General features: G+C 56.0%; 15 protein-coding genes and 1 pseudogene. 4 read left to right on the forward strand and 12 right to left on the reverse strand.

The window, feature by feature from the left end; genetic code table 11:
- Position 1: 1 nt before the first annotated feature.
- From gloB to ACMGG1_RS20015, 3 genes and pseudogenes are all read left to right on the forward strand, one after another.
- A complete protein-coding gene (gene gloB, locus ACMGG1_RS20005; protein ID WP_046374451.1) occupies positions 2–757 on the forward strand; it encodes a hydroxyacylglutathione hydrolase in 756 nt (251 codons plus the stop codon).
- 71 nt (positions 758–828) lie between these two features.
- Positions 829–2,214, forward strand: a complete 1,386-nt coding sequence (mltD, locus tag ACMGG1_RS20010) for a murein transglycosylase D (protein ID WP_170868526.1) — start codon at positions 829–831, stop codon at positions 2,212–2,214.
- Positions 2,215–2,316: 102 nt separating this feature from the next.
- Positions 2,317–3,562: pseudogene (locus tag ACMGG1_RS20015) on the forward strand (IS3 family transposase).
- A gap of 20 nt (positions 3,563–3,582) precedes the next feature.
- On the opposite strand, the gene ACMGG1_RS20020 reads toward ACMGG1_RS20015, so the two are convergent.
- Together ACMGG1_RS20020 and ACMGG1_RS20025 are read right to left on the reverse strand one after the other, a co-directional pair.
- A complete protein-coding gene (locus ACMGG1_RS20020) occupies positions 3,583–4,377 on the reverse strand; it encodes an endonuclease/exonuclease/phosphatase family protein (RefSeq protein ID WP_071844577.1) in 795 nt (264 codons plus the stop codon).
- 243 nt (positions 4,378–4,620) lie between these two features.
- Positions 4,621–5,796: an MFS transporter gene (locus tag ACMGG1_RS20025; protein WP_020825321.1), complete on the reverse strand. Its 1,176-nt coding sequence runs from the start codon at positions 5,794–5,796 to the stop codon at positions 4,621–4,623.
- Between the two features lie 106 nt (positions 5,797–5,902).
- Here ACMGG1_RS20025 and yafC point away from each other — a divergent pair, with 106 nt between their 5' ends.
- Complete coding sequence (gene yafC, locus ACMGG1_RS20030) at positions 5,903–6,790, forward strand: DNA-binding transcriptional regulator YafC (protein ID WP_020825320.1); 888 nt, start codon at positions 5,903–5,905, stop codon at positions 6,788–6,790.
- 44 nt (positions 6,791–6,834) lie between these two features.
- Here the strand turns inward: yafC and dkgB are convergent, their stop codons facing one another.
- The 10 genes from dkgB to ACMGG1_RS20080 all read right to left on the reverse strand — a co-directional run bounded on the left by dkgB (position 6,835) and on the right by ACMGG1_RS20080 (position 16,923).
- Positions 6,835–7,638 carry a 2,5-didehydrogluconate reductase DkgB gene (gene dkgB / locus ACMGG1_RS20035; protein WP_020825319.1) on the reverse strand — a complete coding sequence of 268 codons (804 nt, stop codon included), beginning with the start codon at positions 7,636–7,638 and terminating at the stop codon, positions 6,835–6,837.
- A 141-nt stretch (positions 7,639–7,779) separates the two neighbouring features.
- Positions 7,780–9,009 carry a beta-ketoacyl-ACP synthase gene (locus ACMGG1_RS20040; protein ID WP_262244612.1) on the reverse strand — a complete coding sequence of 410 codons (1,230 nt, stop codon included), beginning with the start codon at positions 9,007–9,009 and terminating at the stop codon, positions 7,780–7,782.
- On the reverse strand, positions 9,006–9,737 hold the full coding sequence (locus ACMGG1_RS20045) for a 3-ketoacyl-ACP reductase FabG2 (protein ID WP_115060019.1): 732 nt from the start codon (positions 9,735–9,737) through the stop codon (positions 9,006–9,008). The genes ACMGG1_RS20040 and ACMGG1_RS20045 overlap by 4 nt, the downstream gene beginning before the upstream one ends.
- Positions 9,734–10,207, reverse strand: coding sequence for a hotdog family protein (locus tag ACMGG1_RS20050; protein ID WP_002488030.1), 474 nt, complete (start codon positions 10,205–10,207; stop codon positions 9,734–9,736). Before ACMGG1_RS20050 ends, ACMGG1_RS20045 begins: the two co-directional genes overlap by 4 nt.
- Positions 10,204–11,373 (reverse strand): beta-ketoacyl-[acyl-carrier-protein] synthase family protein, encoded by a 1,170-nt coding sequence (locus ACMGG1_RS20055; RefSeq protein ID WP_201895719.1) that lies wholly within the window; start codon positions 11,371–11,373, stop codon positions 10,204–10,206. Before ACMGG1_RS20055 ends, ACMGG1_RS20050 begins: the two co-directional genes overlap by 4 nt.
- A complete protein-coding gene (locus ACMGG1_RS20060; RefSeq protein ID WP_130016754.1) occupies positions 11,373–11,945 on the reverse strand; it encodes a DUF3261 domain-containing protein in 573 nt (190 codons plus the stop codon). Before ACMGG1_RS20060 ends, ACMGG1_RS20055 begins: the two co-directional genes overlap by 1 nt.
- On the reverse strand, positions 11,945–14,251 hold the full coding sequence (locus tag ACMGG1_RS20065) for an MMPL family transporter (protein WP_414160972.1): 2,307 nt from the start codon (positions 14,249–14,251) through the stop codon (positions 11,945–11,947). The genes ACMGG1_RS20060 and ACMGG1_RS20065 overlap by 1 nt, the downstream gene beginning before the upstream one ends.
- Positions 14,241–14,846, reverse strand: coding sequence for a LolA family protein (locus ACMGG1_RS20070; protein WP_414160973.1), 606 nt, complete (start codon positions 14,844–14,846; stop codon positions 14,241–14,243). The genes ACMGG1_RS20065 and ACMGG1_RS20070 overlap by 11 nt, the downstream gene beginning before the upstream one ends.
- Positions 14,843–15,271, reverse strand: coding sequence for an acyl-CoA thioesterase (locus tag ACMGG1_RS20075; protein ID WP_046374459.1), 429 nt, complete (start codon positions 15,269–15,271; stop codon positions 14,843–14,845). The genes ACMGG1_RS20070 and ACMGG1_RS20075 overlap by 4 nt, the downstream gene beginning before the upstream one ends.
- Positions 15,268–16,923, reverse strand: coding sequence for a glycosyltransferase family 2 protein (locus ACMGG1_RS20080; protein ID WP_414161459.1), 1,656 nt, complete (start codon positions 16,921–16,923; stop codon positions 15,268–15,270). Before ACMGG1_RS20080 ends, ACMGG1_RS20075 begins: the two co-directional genes overlap by 4 nt.
- Between the last annotated feature and the right edge of the window lie 50 nt (positions 16,924–16,973).

Genomic DNA, 16,973 nt, shown 5'->3' on the forward strand with positions numbered 1-16,973 from the left:
GATGAATCTTATCAGTATTCCCGCCTTCCAGGACAATTACATTTGGTTGTTAGATAACCAGCAGGGGCACGGCATCATTGTCGATCCCGGTGAGGCACAGCCGGTACTTGATGCGCTGGAACGCCTGAATTTGACGCCTGACGCGATTCTGTTGACCCACCATCATCACGATCACGTCGGTGGCGTAGCGCAAATTGTGGCACGCTATCCTGGGCTGAAGGTCTATGGGCCACAGGAAACTGCCGACAAAGGCGCTAACCACATCGTTCATGACGGAGAAACCCTCGAGATCGATGGCCGAAAATTCGCCGTAATCGCGGTTCCCGGACATACCTTGGGTCATATTGCATTCTATAGCGCCCCTTATCTTTTCTGCGGAGACACTATTTTTTCTGCCGGCTGCGGCAGGTTGTTTGAAGGGACCGCAGAACAAATGTACGACTCATTTCAACAACTCGCGCAACTTCCCGATAACACCTTAATTTGTTGCGCGCATGAATATACACTTTCAAATCTTAAGTTTGCGCGGGCTATTTTGCCGGAAGATCGAGGAATTGAAACATATCAGCAACAAGTTGAAGCGTTACGGGCAAAAGGCCTGCCTAGCGTCCCCACTCAGCTACAATTAGAGCGTAAAATTAACCTATTTTTACGCTGTCATGACACTGATTTACAAAGAAAATTAGGCTTTCACTCGCCACCACAGCACCTTCATTCGGTTTTTTCCGAATTACGCCTGCGAAAAGACAACTTCTGAGCTTTTAGTTGTGTTATTTGACGAAGCAAAGTATGATTGCTCGTCTTTTAAGCAACTACATTGACACACACATGAAGGCTAAAGCGATATTTCTCGCCTCAGTCTTGCTAGTGGGGTGCCAGTCGTCCAGGCAGGACGCACCGGCCCCAGAACAGCATGCACAGAGTTTGTCTTCGGCAGGTCAAGAGAGTGAAGCAGGAGAGTACACAGCGAATGGTCGAGCGAGCTCGGCGCGGTGGCTAGATAACAATAGTGGTGCCGCGCAACAGAACCTGTGGAACTTCATTAGCGACGAGCTGAAGATGGAGGTTCCGGAAAATTCCCGGATCCGTGATCAAAAAAGAAAGTACCTAAAAAGTAAGAGCTATCTCCACGATGTAACATTACGGGCAGAGCCGTACATGTACTGGATAGTCGGGCAGATTAAGAAACGCAATATGCCGATGGAACTGGTACTGCTACCCATAGTGGAGAGCGCTTTTGACCCACACGCCACGTCAAGTGCCAACGCCGCAGGGCTATGGCAAATCGTGCCGCAAACGGGTCGCAATTATGGTTTGAAAAACAACCAGTGGTATGACGGGCGACGCGATGTCGTCGCCTCGACGACTGCTGCGCTTGATATGATGCAGTATTTGAACCGCATGTTTAACGGTGACTGGTTACTGACCGTTGCCGCTTATAACAGTGGTGAAGGCCGTGTCATGCAAGCGGTTAAGGCGAATAAACGCCAGGGTAAGCCAACCAATTTCTGGGCATTGTCGCTTCCGCGTGAAACGTCAATTTATGTTCCGAAAATGCTGGCGCTGAGCGACATCATTAAAAACAGCAAGAAGTACGGTATCAATCTTCCGAAGACTGATAATACCCGTGCACTGGCGCGTATCGATGTTGGGCAGCAAATACAGTTAACTCAGGCGGCTGAGATGGCTGGGCTTTCAATCACCAAGATGAAAGCTTATAACCCAGGCTACAAAAAAGGCGTTACGGCACCCAACGGGCCCCATTACATTATGGTTCCCAAAGGTCATGCCGATCAGCTGAAAGACTCGTTGGCCGATGGCCAGATCGCAGTGACTCAGCCAACCACTCAGTTGGCGAAGAATAGCGGTTTGACAGGCGGTAGCTCGTATAAGGTTCGCTCCGGCGACACGGTATCGGGCATTGCCAAGCGGTTGAATATTAAGTCCAGCGATTTGCAGAGTTGGAACAACTTACGTGCCAAGAGCACCTTAAAAGTTGGGCAAACCCTGCAAGTGGCCAGCAACACCGGCAGTAACAGCAGTATCACCTATCAGGTTCGCAAAGGTGATTCGCTGGCCAGTATTGCACGTCGTCACGGCGTCGATATTAACGACGTGATGCGTTGGAACTCAACGCTAGCCAAGGCTAACAATCTGCAACCGGGTCTGAAATTGACCCTGTTTGTCAGTGATAAGTCGTCGCCGGATACCTAAATTTTCGGCACAAAAAAAGCACCCTTCGGGGTGCTTTTTTATTGTCTGTGACCCGTCCTGAATAGCGTTGACACATTTTACTCACGCACAGAGGAAAATGTGATGAACCAGTATGTTAAACGCACACAACGCGATTATTCTCTATCCTTTAAATTAGCCGTCGTCGAACAGGTCGAAAAAGGCGAGATGACTTACCGTCAGGCGCAAGACCGCTACGGTATTCAGGGCAGCCACACGGTTATGAACTGGCTGCGTAAATACGGTCAGTTTGACTGGCGGACCTCCCCTGCCACCAGAACGTGCGGAGACAACATGCCTAAACTCCCTCTGACGCCCGAACAGCGCATTAAGGAACTCGAACAGCAATTGGCTGAATCCGAGGTTAAAGCCCAGTTCTTCGAAGCCGTCGTCAAAGTGATGAATACCGAGTTCGGTGCCACGCTGACAAAAAAGCAGTTAGCCGCCTTATCGCGCAAACACAAACGCCGCGACTCACAGTAACGCGCGCTTGCCGATGGATGGGTATCAGCCGACAGGCGTGGTATCAGTCCCTGCAACGCGAAGCAGGCAGAGAGGAGCAGGCCCGGCATCTCATCGAACAGGTGATGGCTATCCGCTTGCACCAGCCCCGGTTAGGGGCGCGTAAGCTGCATCACCTGTTGCGACGACGCCCCGAACCAGCGTTGCATGTGGGGCGAGACCGGCTGTTCAGTATCCTGCGTTGTGCACGGTTACTGGTGATGCCCAAACGGGCGTATCACAAGACGACGCAGAGTCATCATCGTTTTTATCGCCATCCCAACTTGCTGAAGGCGGGGGATAATCAGGTAATAGCCAGCCGTCCGGAACAAGTATGGGTGGCAGATATCACCTACCTGCCGCTGAGAACGGGAACGGCGTATGTCAGCCTGATAACGGATGCCTGGTCGAGAAAAATCGTGGGGTATCACGTGCATGACAGTCTGCATACACGACATGTCGCCTGCGCGTTCAAAATGGCGCTGGCCAGCAGACGCTCGGCGCTGCCGTTGGTGCATCACTCGGACAGGGGTATCCAGTACTGCTCGCAAGAATATCAGGCGTTACATCAGAAGTATGGTGTCACTTGCTCGATGACGGACGGGTATGACTGTTATCAGAATGCGCTGGCGGAACGGGTAAACGGGATACTTAAAACGGAATACCTGCTCGGCAGGCCAGAAGACATCGCGCAGGCAAGAAAGATGGTCAGGGAATCGGTGAACATCTACAACACACGGCGGCCGCACCTGTCGCTAAAATATAAAACGCCCGATGAGGTTCATCGGGCGTTATCCGGCTGAAAAGTGTCAACCTATATCAGGACTAGTCACTGAATACGGACGATAATCACCAGTGCGGTTTGTCAGCCTCGGGATGAAACTCCACCAGCAGCGGATTATGGTCTGACGCGCTGGTCACCAGCACCGAAGCCTCCGCCACGCCCATATTGCGATAAAACACAAAGTCCAGCGGGCGGCCAAACGCCTTACGACGATGATCGTCCGTGAAGTTCACCTCACGCAGTGCCATATCGCTGGCGAACTGATACAGCGCATTGATTCGTTTGCGGCTCCAGGCATTAAAATCCCCGGCCATAATCACCGGCCCGTGGTGGTTGGCAATCTGCTCACCAATCGGCCCCAGTTGCTTACTGTAGACGTCCACGCCCAGGCTGAAGTTCACCGCATGAATATTTACGACCATCAAAAGCTGGCCGTTAAACAACGGGTAGACGGTGATTAACGCCGATTTGGCCAGCCGCAGCAGTGGTTCGCGTTCGCGTAATGGGCAGCAATACACCGGATGCGCTGCCGCCAAAGTCATCACGCCCGAAGGGTGTTGCGGCAATACAAAAGCCGGCACCTGATCGGCAGCCAGATAGTTTGACGTGGCAAAGCTCACCAGTTCAGGCGTGGTTTGCGCCTCCTGCAGCAGGACCAGTTGCGCATCCTTGCCATAGCTTTTCAACACCGAGAGCCAGTCTGCCCGTTGCTGTTTAAAGATGTTCCACACCATCACTCGCAACGCGCCGGACGTAGGCAATGCAGCCCCGGGCGGCAGCGGTTGATTAATAGCGCCAGGGAAAATTCGCTCAACTGGCTGACCTGCAACATACCTCATTGCATAAGTTCGTTTCGGCACGCTATTCGCCTATTTCCCATTAGGATGAAACTGACGGTGACATTCCCGCCAACATTGAATCGATTATACGCCTGCCCTCACCTGACGGCATGGCTTTTACGGGGTATATCCTTTCCAGTTATAGGGGCGTGAGGTAGGGATTTCAATCTTCTGACAGTATATGTGTGTAAAGGTTAGCGGTGATCGATGATAAATGCGAAAAGGCCCGCATTTTGCGGGCCAAAGAAGGGGAAAGTGTGGCTATCAAGCCAATTGCTGCCGGTACTTCTTATCCAGACGCCCGCTAACCCCCACCAGCAGCAGAGCCACCAGCACGATCAGCGCACCAATCCACGGCGTTTGCGCCAGGCCCAGCGTGGATACGGTCTGACCGCCGATGACCGATCCCAGAGCAATGCCCACGTTGAAAGCTGCGATGTTCAGACCGGAAGCGACATCTACCGCATTCGGCGTGTACTGTTCGGCTTTCTGCACCACGTAAACCTGCAGCCCCGGTACGTTACCGAAGGCGAATACGCCCATCACCACCACCGTCATCAGCGCTGCGATGCTATGGCTGGCTGTGAACTGGAACACCAGCAGCAAAACGGCCAGCGCGGCAAAGATAAAGCTGAGGGCACGGACGGCACCATGGCGGTCGGCCAATTTTCCGCCCCAAATGTTGCCAATCGCTACCGCAATGCCGTAGGCCAGCAGGATCCAACTGACCGCGGGGGCGGAGAACCCCGCCAGTTCCTGCATCATTGGCGCCAGGAAGGTGAAGGTGGTGAATACGCCACCGTAACCCAGCGCGGTGATGGCGTAAATCAGCAGCAGGCGTGGATGAGTCAGCACTTTAAACTGCTCGCCAATGCTCGCGCTGGCCTGATTTTTAATGTTGTTGGGTACCAGGATGACGCTGGCCACCGTGGCAATCACGCCAATAAGCGACACCGCCAGGAAGGTTTCACGCCAGCCAAAATGCTGGCCGATAAAGGTCCCCAAGGGTACCCCTGTCACCAACGCCACGGTCAGGCCGCCGAACATAATGGCGATCGCCGAGGCGGCTTTCTCTTTCGCAACCAGACTGGTGGCGATAGTAGAGCCGATGGAGAAGAATACCCCGTGGGCCAGACCGGTCAACAAGCGGGCCACAACCAACGACTCGTAGCTCGGCGACTGCCAGGCCAGCAGGTTGCCGAGGGTAAACAGCACCATCAGGCTGATCAGCAGCAGCTTGCGCGGTACGCGGCCGGTTAAAGCCGTCAGTACCGGCGCACCAATCGCCACGCCAATAGCATAAATGGTAACCAGCAGCCCGGCGGACGGTACTGTCACCCCCAGTTGTTCCGCGATAGTCGGGATTAGCCCAACGATCACAAACTCGGTAGTACCAATAGCAAAGGCGCTGATGGTCAATGCAAGTAATGCGAGAGGCATCTTTTTTACTCCAAATAGCGTTCAGGTTGATGGCGACTATTATCGGCCTGTGCTTAAATGATAAAAATGCTCAAAATATCAAATGAATTTTGCCAATGGAGCAACAGTGAAAGCGAATTCCGATGAGTTGATTACTTTCGTGACCGTGGTGGAAAGCGGCAGTTTCAGTCGTGCGGCCGAACGGCTGGATCAGGCCAATTCGGTGGTTAGCCGCACCGTCAAAAAGCTGGAAACCAAGCTCGGAGTCACGCTGCTCAACCGCACGACGCGTCAGATCAGCCTGACGCAGGAGGGGGAAAACTATTTCCGCCAGGTGCAGAAGGTACTGAGTGATATGGCCGCGGCGGAGAATGCGCTGATGGAAAGCCGTCAGCGTCCACAGGGGCTGTTGCGCGTCGATGCTGCCACGCCAGTCGTGCTGCACGTATTAACGCCGCTAGTGGCGGAATTTAGGGCCCTGTACCCGGAAATGTCGCTGTCACTGGTGTCTTCAGAGAACTTTATTAACCTGATCGAGCGTAAGGTGGATATTGCCATCCGCGTCGGTGAGTTGACCGACTCCAGCCTGAAGGCACGCAAACTGATGACCAGCTATCGACGCGTGCTGGCCTCCCCTGCCTATTTGGCACAATACGGCATGCCACAAAAGGTGGAAGACCTGGCGCAACACTGCTGCATCGGTTTTAACGATCTGCCCAGTTTGAATCGCTGGCCACTGGCCTGCGCCGACGGTCGGCAGTTGGAAATCACCCCGGGCCTCACCACCAACAGTGGTGAAACTCAGCGTCACCTGTGCCTGCATGGCAACGGCATTGCCTGCCTGTCCGATTTTATGATTAGCGCAGACATCGAGCGCGGCGATCTGGTGCCGATCTTGGTGGAGGAGACGCTGCCGGTCGCCATGCCAATCAATGCGGTGTATTACAGCGACAGTGCCGTCAGCAACCGCCTGCGCAGCTTTATCGACTTTCTCAGCAAACATCTGGGGCAATAAAAAAGGCGCCCGTCTGGGCGCCTCTGATGTAAAGGTACGGAAAATTAATCCCAGTTCGGTGCCAGGCCTTCGGGGCTGACCAAACGGCCATTGCTTTCCAGCTTGGCAATTTCTGCCATTTCCTCACTGCTTAACGTCAACTGCTGCGCCAACAGGTTGCTCGCCAGGTTTTCACGTTTGGTCGATGATGGGATCACCGCGTAACCCAGCTGCAGCGCCCAGGCCAGAATAACCTGTGCCGGAGTGGCATTGCGGCGTGCCGCAATCGCCTTGATGGTCTCATCCTTCAGCGCCTGACCATAGGCCAGCGTCATGTAGGAAGTGATGGCAATGCCGTGCTGCTGGGCAAACTCCACCACTTTGCGGTTTTGCAGGTAGGGCGAGAGCTCAATCTGGTTTGTGGCGATCTGCTCTGCCCCAACGGCGTCAATCGCTTGCTGCATCAGATCCAGAGTGAAGTTGGAAACGCCAATTTGGCGCGTCAGGCCTAATTTTTTCGCCTCCGCCAGTTCGGCCATAAACTCGGCAACAGGAACTTCGTCGTTCGGCGAAGGCCAGTGAATCAGGGTCAGATCAACATAGCCGGTTTGCAACTTGCTCAGGCTCTCTTGCAGGCTCGGGATCAGCTTGCCTTTCGCCAAATTGGCGATCCAGATCTTGGTGGTGATAAACAGCTCTTCACGCGGTACGCCGCTGGCGGCAATCGCCTGCCCCACCGCCGCTTCGTTTTCATAGATTTGCGCCGTATCGATCGCGCGGTATCCCAGCTCGAGTGCCGTAGTGACCGAGTCGATCACCACCTGATCCTGGAGACGGAAGGTGCCTAAACCAAATGCAGGGATGCTCATAATTTTATTCTCTCATTAGGATGTTGAAGCGATATGGGAGGATTATGGCAACTGTTTTGTTGATCAAAAACGCCCTATTGTGCATAAGACTTTTGATTAGATAGCAACAATTGCCGGAGGAAAACCTCCGGCAGTGCAAGATTACGCCCAGCGGCGCAGGATCAGTGAAGTATTTATGCCGCCGAAAGCGAAGTTATTCGACTGCACAAACTCGGTATCAATCTGACGATAGCCGCCCATGATGTAGTCCAGGTCGCCACAGGCGCTGTCCGGTTCGCTGAGGTTGATGGTAGGGGCGAAGCTGCCTTCGCGCATCATCTCCAACGTCATCCAGGCTTCCAACGCACCACAGGCGCCCAACGTATGGCCAAAATAACTTTTCAGCGAGGAGATCGGCGTTTGATTGCCGAAAATCGCCGCCGTTGCCTGACTTTCCGCGATATCACCACGATCGGTCGCCGTGCCGTGGGCACTGATATAGCCGATATCACCGATTGCCAACCCGGAAGCCCTCAGCGCCTGCTGCATGCAAATCTGCATGGTTTCCTGCTGCGGCTGAGTGATATGTGCCGCATCACAGTTGGTGGCAAAGCTGATAACCTCGCCGTAAATGGTCGCACCACGCGCCTGTGCATGTTCCAGCGACTCCAGGATCAGCGTACCTGCCCCTTCGCCAATCACTAATCCATCTCGCTGACGGTCAAACGGCCGTGGCGAAAACTCGGGGCGATCGTTCTGCTGGCTGGTTGCAAACAGCGTATCGAACACCGCCGCTTCCGAAGGGCACAGCTCTTCGGCCCCGCCGGCCACCATCACCGTCTGATAACCGTGGCGGATGCTCTCATAGGCATAACCAATCGCCTGACTGCCGGAGGTGCAGGCACTGGATGTCGGGATCACCCGGCCCCGCAGGCCGAAGAACAGGCCAGTGTTTACCGCCGCGGTATGAGGCATCATCTGCACATAGGTGGTGCCGGTAATATTGCCGGTGTGCTTCTCGGTGAGCATGGTGGCGAATTCACTGACCGGCTTGGTGCTGCCGGTCGAAGAGCCGTAGGCGATACCGGTCTCACCGTTAGTCAGCACCTTCTCGCCCAGCAACCCGGCCTGTTCGAGCGCAAGTTCCGTCGCTCGAGTCGCCAACAGCGAAACACGGCCCATGGAACGAATACGCTTGCGCGTATAGTGATCAGGCAGTACGAAATTCTCGATCGGGGCACCGAGGTGGGTGTTCAACCCCTGGTATTCTTCCCATTGCGTCATGTAACGCACCGCATTCTTGCCCTGCTTCAACCGGCTGGACACCTCTGCCCAGCTATTGCCGAACGCCGTAACGCCCGCCATGCCGGTGACGACCACTCGTTGCGTCATACCATTCCTCCATTAATGGAAATGACCTGCCGCGTTACATAGCCGGCGATATCCGACATCAGGTAGCTGGCCAACCCCGCCACCTCTTCCGCCGATCCCATACGCTTAAGCGGGATTGCCCGCATCGCTTCATCCAGCGCCGCCGGCTCGATGTCGATCATGCCAGTGTCAATCAAACCCGGGGCGATGCAGTTAACGGTAATTTTGCGTTTCGCCAGTTCGATAGCCAACGCCTTACAGGCACCGATCACACCTGCCTTGGCCGCACTGTAGTTTACCTGTCCACGGTTGCCCATGACGCCCGACACCGACGACAGCGCGATGATCCGCCCGCCCTTGCGCAGGCCAATCATTGGCATGACACAGGGGTGAAGCACGTTGTAGAAGCTGTCGAGATTGGTATGGATCACCCCATCCCAATCCTCCTCGCTTAACGCCGGGAAAGCGCCGTCGCGGGTGATCCCTGCATTATTCACCACGCCGTAGTAGGCGCCGTGGGTTTCAATATCCTGCTCCAACACCTCACGGCACTGCATGCGGTTGCTGATATCAAACTGCATCAATCGCCCTTGCCCGCCGGCACTGACAATTTGCTGCAAGGTGTGTTCTGCCCCGGTCTTATCGCTGTGGTAGTGGACTACAATCAAAAAGCCATCCGCAGCCAGACGGCAGGCTATGGCCTGACCGATCCCTTTACTGGCGCCGGTGACTAAAACGGAACGCATCATGCGTCTCCCCTTAAGGTCGTCAATTGAATAATTTCTTGTTGATCAGGTTGATAGGTGTTCAACCTGCCCTGTGCGATCGGCACATTATCGATACTGATTTCACACTCAAAACTGGCTAATTTCTCGTCTTTCAACAACTGTTGCACGCTAACCACCAGCTCGCTGCCGGCAGGAAAAGCGGGCAACTCACAGTGAATGGCCCGCCCGCCAAGCAGCATACCCAGCTGCGGCGGCTTGGCACTCTGGCGACCGTGCCAGCCACTCCAAACCCCAATCGCCTGCGCCATCAGCTCAATGCCGTACCAACCAGGAAGTGCCCCCTGCTCGTCGAGAAACGGCGCCAGCACGCTATTCGCACTGACGTTGACCGCGCAGCGTGCATGCTCTTCACCCACTTCCAGCACCCGTTCCAGCAGCACCATCGGTGAGGCATGAGGTAAGTAATATTCTGCCGTCCGGTAAGCATTCATGGAGCATCTCCCAATAACAGGCAGGCATTGTTGCCGCCGAAGGCAAATGAATTGGAGAGGATAGCGCGCGCTCCCAACGTCTGGGGCTCACACACCAGACCGATCGGCGCCAGTTCGGCATCGCGGGGAACTGCACTGAAATCTTGCTGCGGCAGCGGCAATGACTGGGTCAACAACAGCCAGCTCAGCGCTGCTTCCACCGCTCCAGCTGCCCCCAGCGTATGGCCGGTAAGATGCTTGGTTGAACTGCACGGCGTTTGTTCGCCAAACAGGCGATTCACCACCAGGGCTTCAACCTGATCGTTAAGCCGCGTGGCCGTGCCGTGCAAATTAATATAACCAACTTGGTCGGTACTCAAACCGGCCTGCTGCAATGCCATGGTCATTGCACGCTCGGCGCCTTCACCGGCTGGATGCGGTGCCGACATGTGCCAGGCATCCGAAGATTCACCAACGCCCAACAACGCCACCGGCGCAGGTTCCCGCGTCAACAGCATTAACGCCGCCGCCTCGCCGATATTAATCCCGCTGCGTCCTGTTGCAAAAGGCGTGCAGCGCTCCGCGGACAGTGACTCCAGGCTGTGGAAACCGTTAATCGGCATTTGGCACAGGCTGTCTGCCCCGCCTACAATCGCCGCGTCCACTAACCCGGCGTCAATCAGACGTTTACCGCTGATGATGGCCCGCGCGCTTGAGGAACAGGCCGTCGACAGAGTATAGGCCGGACCACGCGTCGAGATAAAAGCGCTGAGAAACTGGCTCGGATCGCCCAGCTCCTGCTGGTGATAATGGTAACCCGGTGGCCACTGTCCCGCCTGATACTGTTGCAGCGCCAGTTCGCCTTCGTGAATGCCGGAAGTACTGGTACCCATAATCACCGCGACACGATCGGCGCCGTAACGGGCAATGGCCTCGCGTACTGGCGTCTCGATCTGCGCCAAAGCGGCCAACAGCAGGCGATTATTGCGAGAATTATGCCGCTTGAGCAACTCGGGGATCACCGGTAAATCACCCTGTACGTTGCCAAACCAGGATGGCGCGCCGCCCGTCAGCCACTGCGTCTGCTGCTGCATGCCGGGCGAAATACCGCGCGCCAGGTTTTGCGCGATCTGGGGCAGATCGTTGCCCAGCGCATTCACCATCCCTACGGCGGAGAAATAGATCATTATTCGTTCCCCAGCGTTTGAATGATGATGCGGTAATGGAAGGCGGATTGAGCGATCGACACCGGCTCTCGCCTTCCGTCCATCTGCTGGTAACGGATTTCATTGATCACCGCCCCATGCTCGTCATACAAGCGACGTACCAGCGCCTGGTCTTCCAGTCGCCACCCTGCTGGCAGCAAGGGTTGCCAGTCCTTCACCGGCCAGTAGCTCAACATGATATCCGCCAGTACCTGGCCGGCTGGCGGCAGTTCCCCCACCTTGATCAATTGTTCGGTGTGGATCCCCTGACGATCGTAGGTCAGGTTAAACAGACGGATACCGAGCGGCGACATGCCCACCAGTTGCAAGTGCTGACCGTCGGCATTGAGTAGCACCAGCATCGAGTGCTGTTGCCCTTTGACTTCGGCGGTCAGCAACTGTTGCTGATTAATCGGCTGAGCCAGCGCAGGAGGTGGTAAGGTCACCTGCGTACCGGGTTTTAGCCACGCCTGCGGCAGCGTCGGATCCTGCGAACCAGCGCAGCCGGCCAGCACGACAATCCACATTAACAGCACCATTCGTAAGCCGCGCATCAGGCTTTCCCTCTTTTTCTTTTCGATACTAACGTCAGCGGTGCCAATAAAAATGCCACGGCAATTCCGCTGCTCAATACGATACCAAAACTGCTGATGGCCTGAGTGTGGCTCAGTACCAGCATGCCGAACGTCAGTTGGGTGGTGAATACCGCCATAAAAATGGCGAACATCGAGGTGGTCGGCGTGCCCCGGGGATTGGTAAAGAACAACGTATAGTTAATGCCGATCCCCAAAACCAGCACCAGCGCCAACAGTGAAAACAGATTTAGCGTATGGCCACTCAGTGCCAATACCGCAATACCGCTACCCAGTGACAATAGCGTCGGCACCATGCAGCGCAAGCCATGACGCAGACCAAAACGCCACAGGTAAATCAGCGCAATCGCTGCAACCGACAATGCCAACAGATAAGAAAGATACAGGCGATATTGACCAAACAGGTCACTGAACTCGGTTTTCCTATCGATCCAACCGGTGCCGGGAACCTGCTCCGCCAGTGTCTTCATCATCGCACTGTTCTTCACGCCGTTAACGGGCACCAGCGCCGCACTGCGCCCATCGGGCAACGTCAGCCACAGCAGACGCCAACCCTCGCTAACCACGCTGCCCAACCACTGCTGCGGGCTGACCCATTCAGGCGTTAAATCTGGTGTACTCAATACCAACTCTGCCTGCTGCAGGTTGTTCATCACCTGCGGCGCCACGCGCTGCAATAAAGCGATGTTTTCTTGCTGGCGTTGGAGAGAAGGCAGAGGCAACAGACGATAATCCGCCAGCACGCCTTGCCGTTTGGCCTCAGCCAGTTTGGGTTGCAACAACTCGATACGTTGCAACAGCTGCTCGGCATTGGCGCCGTAGACCACCAGCCACTTCTGATCGTTATGTTGGCCCGTCAGTGCGGCGATACGCTGCTCCTGCTGCTGTAACGCCACAGGTAATGCCTGCAGTTGGCCAATGTCGTCATCTACCTTCAACTGGCTGAACCCCGCGACCACCAGCAACAGCACCGCGCCGGGCAACCCATAACGCAACAGCGGCCGATGGCGCCAGGCATGCAGCCAATTCAGGATCAGCGTTAACCCCGGCGCTGGGCGTACCGGCAACCGTCGCGACAATTGCGGGTACCAGCAAATAACGGTAATGCAGGCGGCGCTCAATCCGGCAGCGGCAAATACCGCCAACTGCTGCAAACCGGGGAACGGCGCAATCAACAGCGCCAGGTAGGCCACTACGGTGGTAAGCAACGCCATCGACAATGCCGGCAACAGCTTTTGCAAACTGGCTAATGGCGTCGACTGCCGACCATGCACCATTCGCTCGGTCAGGAAATAGAGCGTGTAGTCAGCCGAAATGCCTACGATGCTGATGCTCAGCACCAGCGTCATCAAATGTATTTCGCCAAAGGCCAGCAGCGTAGCGACGGTGCCGGCCAGAGCGCCAATACCCACCGACAGCGCGCACAACACCAGCGGCAAAGGTGAGCGGAACATAAACAACACCAATAAAAACACGCCCGCCACCGACGCCAGGCCAATCGTGGAAATATCCTTTTCGGCCTGCTGGCTGGCGTAGTTGCTGTAAAACAACGTGCCGCGGCTGAGCACTTCGGCTCCCGGCCAGCGCTGCTGCAGCTGTTGCTGCAACGCTGTCAGTTTATCTACCGTTAGCCGGGCACTGCTGATGTCATAAGATGATGCGCTAAGCTCGGCGTGCAACAAATACCAACTGCGCCCCTGTGCATCACGCGCCACCAGCCACCCCTTGGACAGGCTTAGCAAGCCGCCGTTCTGTTGCTGCGCCAACTGTGAGGCACGTACCAGCATCAACGGATCGTTCGCCAGCTCTTTGCCGCTGACGCCGGCGAAAGCAGAATAGAGTTGGCCGAGGATCCACTGGCTCTGCACGTCTGCCCCCTGCTGCAAACGTTGCCGGGTGGCATCATCCAGCAGCACATTGCGATGCTGGTAGAAAAAACGCCCCCACTGTTGCTGACGTTGTGCATCCATAGGCCCGCCAACCCGCTGCAGCTCAGGCATCTGACGTAGCTGCTGCCACCACCAATCCACTGCGGCGCTATCCGCCCCTGGCGGCGGGCTGACTAGCCACATCAGTTGACGATCCAGGCGGCGGCTGAAGCCGTCGGCCAATTCATCCGGCACGCCAACCAGTTGCTGTTTCGGCAATAACGCCAGGACGCTGCTGTTGATTTGACTGCGCGGCAACAGCCAGCACAAGGCCGCAATCAGCAGCAGGCAAATCGCCAGCCAGCCAAATGCCAGCCGCCGATGCAGTTCAGGACGCAAAACGCTGTTGCTCCTCGTCAGTCAGCGCCTGCGGCACCGTACGTTGATTAAAGAAGCGAATATGGGTGGCGTCACTTTGCATATCGTCGATATCAATAGTTTCCAGGTACTGTTCGCCGTTGAGGGTGATGCGCTTGAACAGTTTGTCGAGCGGTGTGGTTTTCGGCGTCAGCACCAGCCGCCAGTGGTTATGCCCCAAATCGGTGAACTGCAGAGCAAAGTTTTGTTCCAGCGCCTGGCTGTCGGCATGAAACAGCGCGGTCAGCAGGTGATTGAACTGGAACATCTGCGGGTTGTTGTCCGCCGTTATCACCTGCGGCGGCTGGCCCGCCAGGGTTTGCACCATGCGTTTATCATCCAGCAGCAGGGTCAGCGGGAAAGGCTTCTGTTGCGCCCACCACAATCCTTTCTGCTGAGAAATCAACAGCTCACCGCTGGACTTTAACGGTTTTACTATGCCGCTGATACTGCGCTGCTGCTCAAATTCGGCGCGCAGCACCGGCTGTTGGCTAAACCGCTGCTGCAGCTCCGGCAGCGTTACCGCCTGCACGCCCAGACTGAAGAAGGTCACAACAACCAGTATCCAAAATTTCATTGCGCCCCCTCGATGTTATCCAACAGTACTTGCGGGGAGACAAAGCACATTTCTTTGCTGTCGGCGTCCACCGCGACCTGAATAGTATGGCCGCGGGTGGTGGTTATTCCGCTCTCTGCATCCAGAATGCGGTAGCCGATGCGCAGGCGGTTTTCATACTCTTCCAGCTCTGCACAGACGATGATGCGCTGCTCAAACAGGACAGGCGCAATATATTTCACCCGCGTATCTACGATCGGCCAGACATAGCCCGAGGCCTGCATCTGCCGGTACCCGTAATTGAACTGTTTGAGCAAGGCTTCACGAGCGATCTCGAAATAACGGAAGTAGTTACCGTGCCACACCACGCCCATGGCATCGGTATCATGGAAAGGGATGGTGATTTCAACCCTGACGGAGAATCGCGGATTGTCTTTAAGCTTCATGTCTCAGGCCCCTGTTGCGTTGGCGACGGTGCCGCCAACTGCCAGAAATCGAAAAAATTAAACCAGTCGAGCGGCGCCAGCAGGCAATAATGCTCCAGCCGGGCGGCATAGCGGTCCACCGCATCCTGCAACGCCTGTTGGCGCTGCTGCCGGGGTAATGACAGCGGATCGGCAAACGGTTCGAAATAAACGTTCAGACGCCCCTGCTGTTTGAGACCGAACATCAGGTATACCGGACAACGCAGCGCAGCGGCCAGAACAAAAGGCCCCTGAGGGAAAGGAGCCGATTGACCGAGAAAGCGGCTCCACACCACCCTCGGTTGCTCACCGCGCTGATGTTTTCCGGCCGAGGTGCGATCGCCAACGATAGCCACCCACTCGCCGGCATCGAGTTTGTCCTGCAGACGCATGGCGGTTTCAGGCCCCAGTGAAGTCACCGGTATCAGGTTAAGGTTGGCACGAGGGTTGACCTCTTTCATCACCTGATTGAAGCGCTCGGCATGCTCGGTAAACACCAGAGCATTCACCTTGACGCCAGAATCCAACTCACCCAACGCGCGGCAAGACTCGATATCCCCCAAGTGCGAGGCCAGGATCAGCGTACCTCTGCCGGAAGCGATCTGCCGTTCACAGGCCGCGGGATCTACCAGCCGAACGTCACGAAGTTCACCACGCCAGCTCGCCAGCTTGTCGAGCATCGCATCGCCAAAACGCATAAAGTGCCGAAAGCTGTTAAGCGGCGTGGGTAATGGTTGCTGTCGATTGTGGGCAAACTGCCGCAGACGTTGCAGATAATCACGCGAAGCTTCACGTTGGGCACGCCCGGTCAGCCAGAAGTAGCCAATCACCGGGTACAGCAGCCATTGAAATGCCCGGCGGCCAAACATCCGGTAGACCTGCAGCATAAGCCGAATCCCCCACAGGCCATGACGCTCCTGAGTTGCTGACCAATGCTGCGCTTTCTTCGCCCGTTGGCGTTGACGCAGTAAACGCGGAATCCGCGGCAACATGCCGAAAAACAACCGGGTGTGCATCCAGGAAATACGCAAGTTATCGCGCAGCGCATCGAAATGCGAAACGCCATCGACCGGGTAAGTAACCCGCGTCGGCAAGAAACGGCTTTGCACCCCCTGCCAATACAGCCGGACCATCACTTCGGTATCGAAATCCATGCGTTTGCCAAGCGGTTGGCGCGCCGTCAACGCCAGCGTCGGCGCTACCGGGTAAACGCGGAAACCGCACATGCTGTCCTTTAATGACAGCGACAGGGTTTCGATCCACACCCAGACGTGGGTGACGTAACGCCCATACAGGCGCGCTTTGGGTACCGAGCTGTCATAGACTGGCCGGCCGGAAATCAGACAGTCCGGATGAGCGCGCGCTTCGGCAATCATGGCCGGTATATCACTCAGTTGATGCTGACCGTCGGCATCCACCTGCAAAGCATGGCTGTAGCCCTGTCGCTGAGCCAATTGCAGACCGGCGATGACCGCTGCGCCCTTCCCCTGGTTTTTTTCCAACCGCAACAGGCTAACCCAGGGCAGTTCGGCGGCCAGCCGCTGTAGCGTTTCGGCGGTGGCAGCAGCGCTGCCGTCGTCCACCACCAGGCAAGGCAGGCCATAATCCGCCAACGATGTCAGTACCGCGGCCATCATCTGCCCGTGATTAAAACAAGGGATAAGAAGACAGGGGAAAAAGGGGC

The sequence above is a fragment of the Serratia sp. BNK-12 genome (assembly GCF_047456085.1).
In the GTDB taxonomy this organism is placed as follows: Bacteria; Pseudomonadota; Gammaproteobacteria; order Enterobacterales; family Enterobacteriaceae; genus Serratia; species Serratia liquefaciens.

Bases quoted from the DNA above. Each gene is read 5' to 3' on its own strand.
- gloB (WP_046374451.1), top strand. From the start codon at position 2: ATGAATCTTATCAGTATTCCCGCCTTCCAGGACAATTACATTTGGTTG.
- mltD (WP_170868526.1), top strand. From the start codon at position 829: ATGAAGGCTAAAGCGATATTTCTCGCCTCAGTCTTGCTAGTGGGGTGC.
- ACMGG1_RS20025 (WP_020825321.1), bottom strand. From the start codon at position 5,796: ATGCCTCTCGCATTACTTGCATTGACCATCAGCGCCTTTGCTATTGGT.
- dkgB (WP_020825319.1), bottom strand. From the start codon at position 7,638: ATGAGCATCCCTGCATTTGGTTTAGGCACCTTCCGTCTCCAGGATCAG.
- ACMGG1_RS20040 (WP_262244612.1), bottom strand. From the start codon at position 9,009: ATGACGCAACGAGTGGTCGTCACCGGCATGGCGGGCGTTACGGCGTTC.
- ACMGG1_RS20045 (WP_115060019.1), bottom strand. From the start codon at position 9,737: ATGATGCGTTCCGTTTTAGTCACCGGCGCCAGTAAAGGGATCGGTCAG.
- ACMGG1_RS20050 (WP_002488030.1), bottom strand. From the start codon at position 10,207: ATGAATGCTTACCGGACGGCAGAATATTACTTACCTCATGCCTCACCG.
- ACMGG1_RS20055 (WP_201895719.1), bottom strand. From the start codon at position 11,373: ATGATCTATTTCTCCGCCGTAGGGATGGTGAATGCGCTGGGCAACGAT.
- ACMGG1_RS20060 (WP_130016754.1), bottom strand. From the start codon at position 11,945: ATGCGCGGCTTACGAATGGTGCTGTTAATGTGGATTGTCGTGCTGGCC.
- ACMGG1_RS20070 (WP_414160973.1), bottom strand. From the start codon at position 14,846: ATGAAATTTTGGATACTGGTTGTTGTGACCTTCTTCAGTCTGGGCGTG.
- ACMGG1_RS20075 (WP_046374459.1), bottom strand. From the start codon at position 15,271: ATGAAGCTTAAAGACAATCCGCGATTCTCCGTCAGGGTTGAAATCACC.
- ACMGG1_RS20080 (WP_414161459.1), bottom strand. From the start codon at position 16,923: ATGGCCGCGGTACTGACATCGTTGGCGGATTATGGCCTGCCTTGCCTG.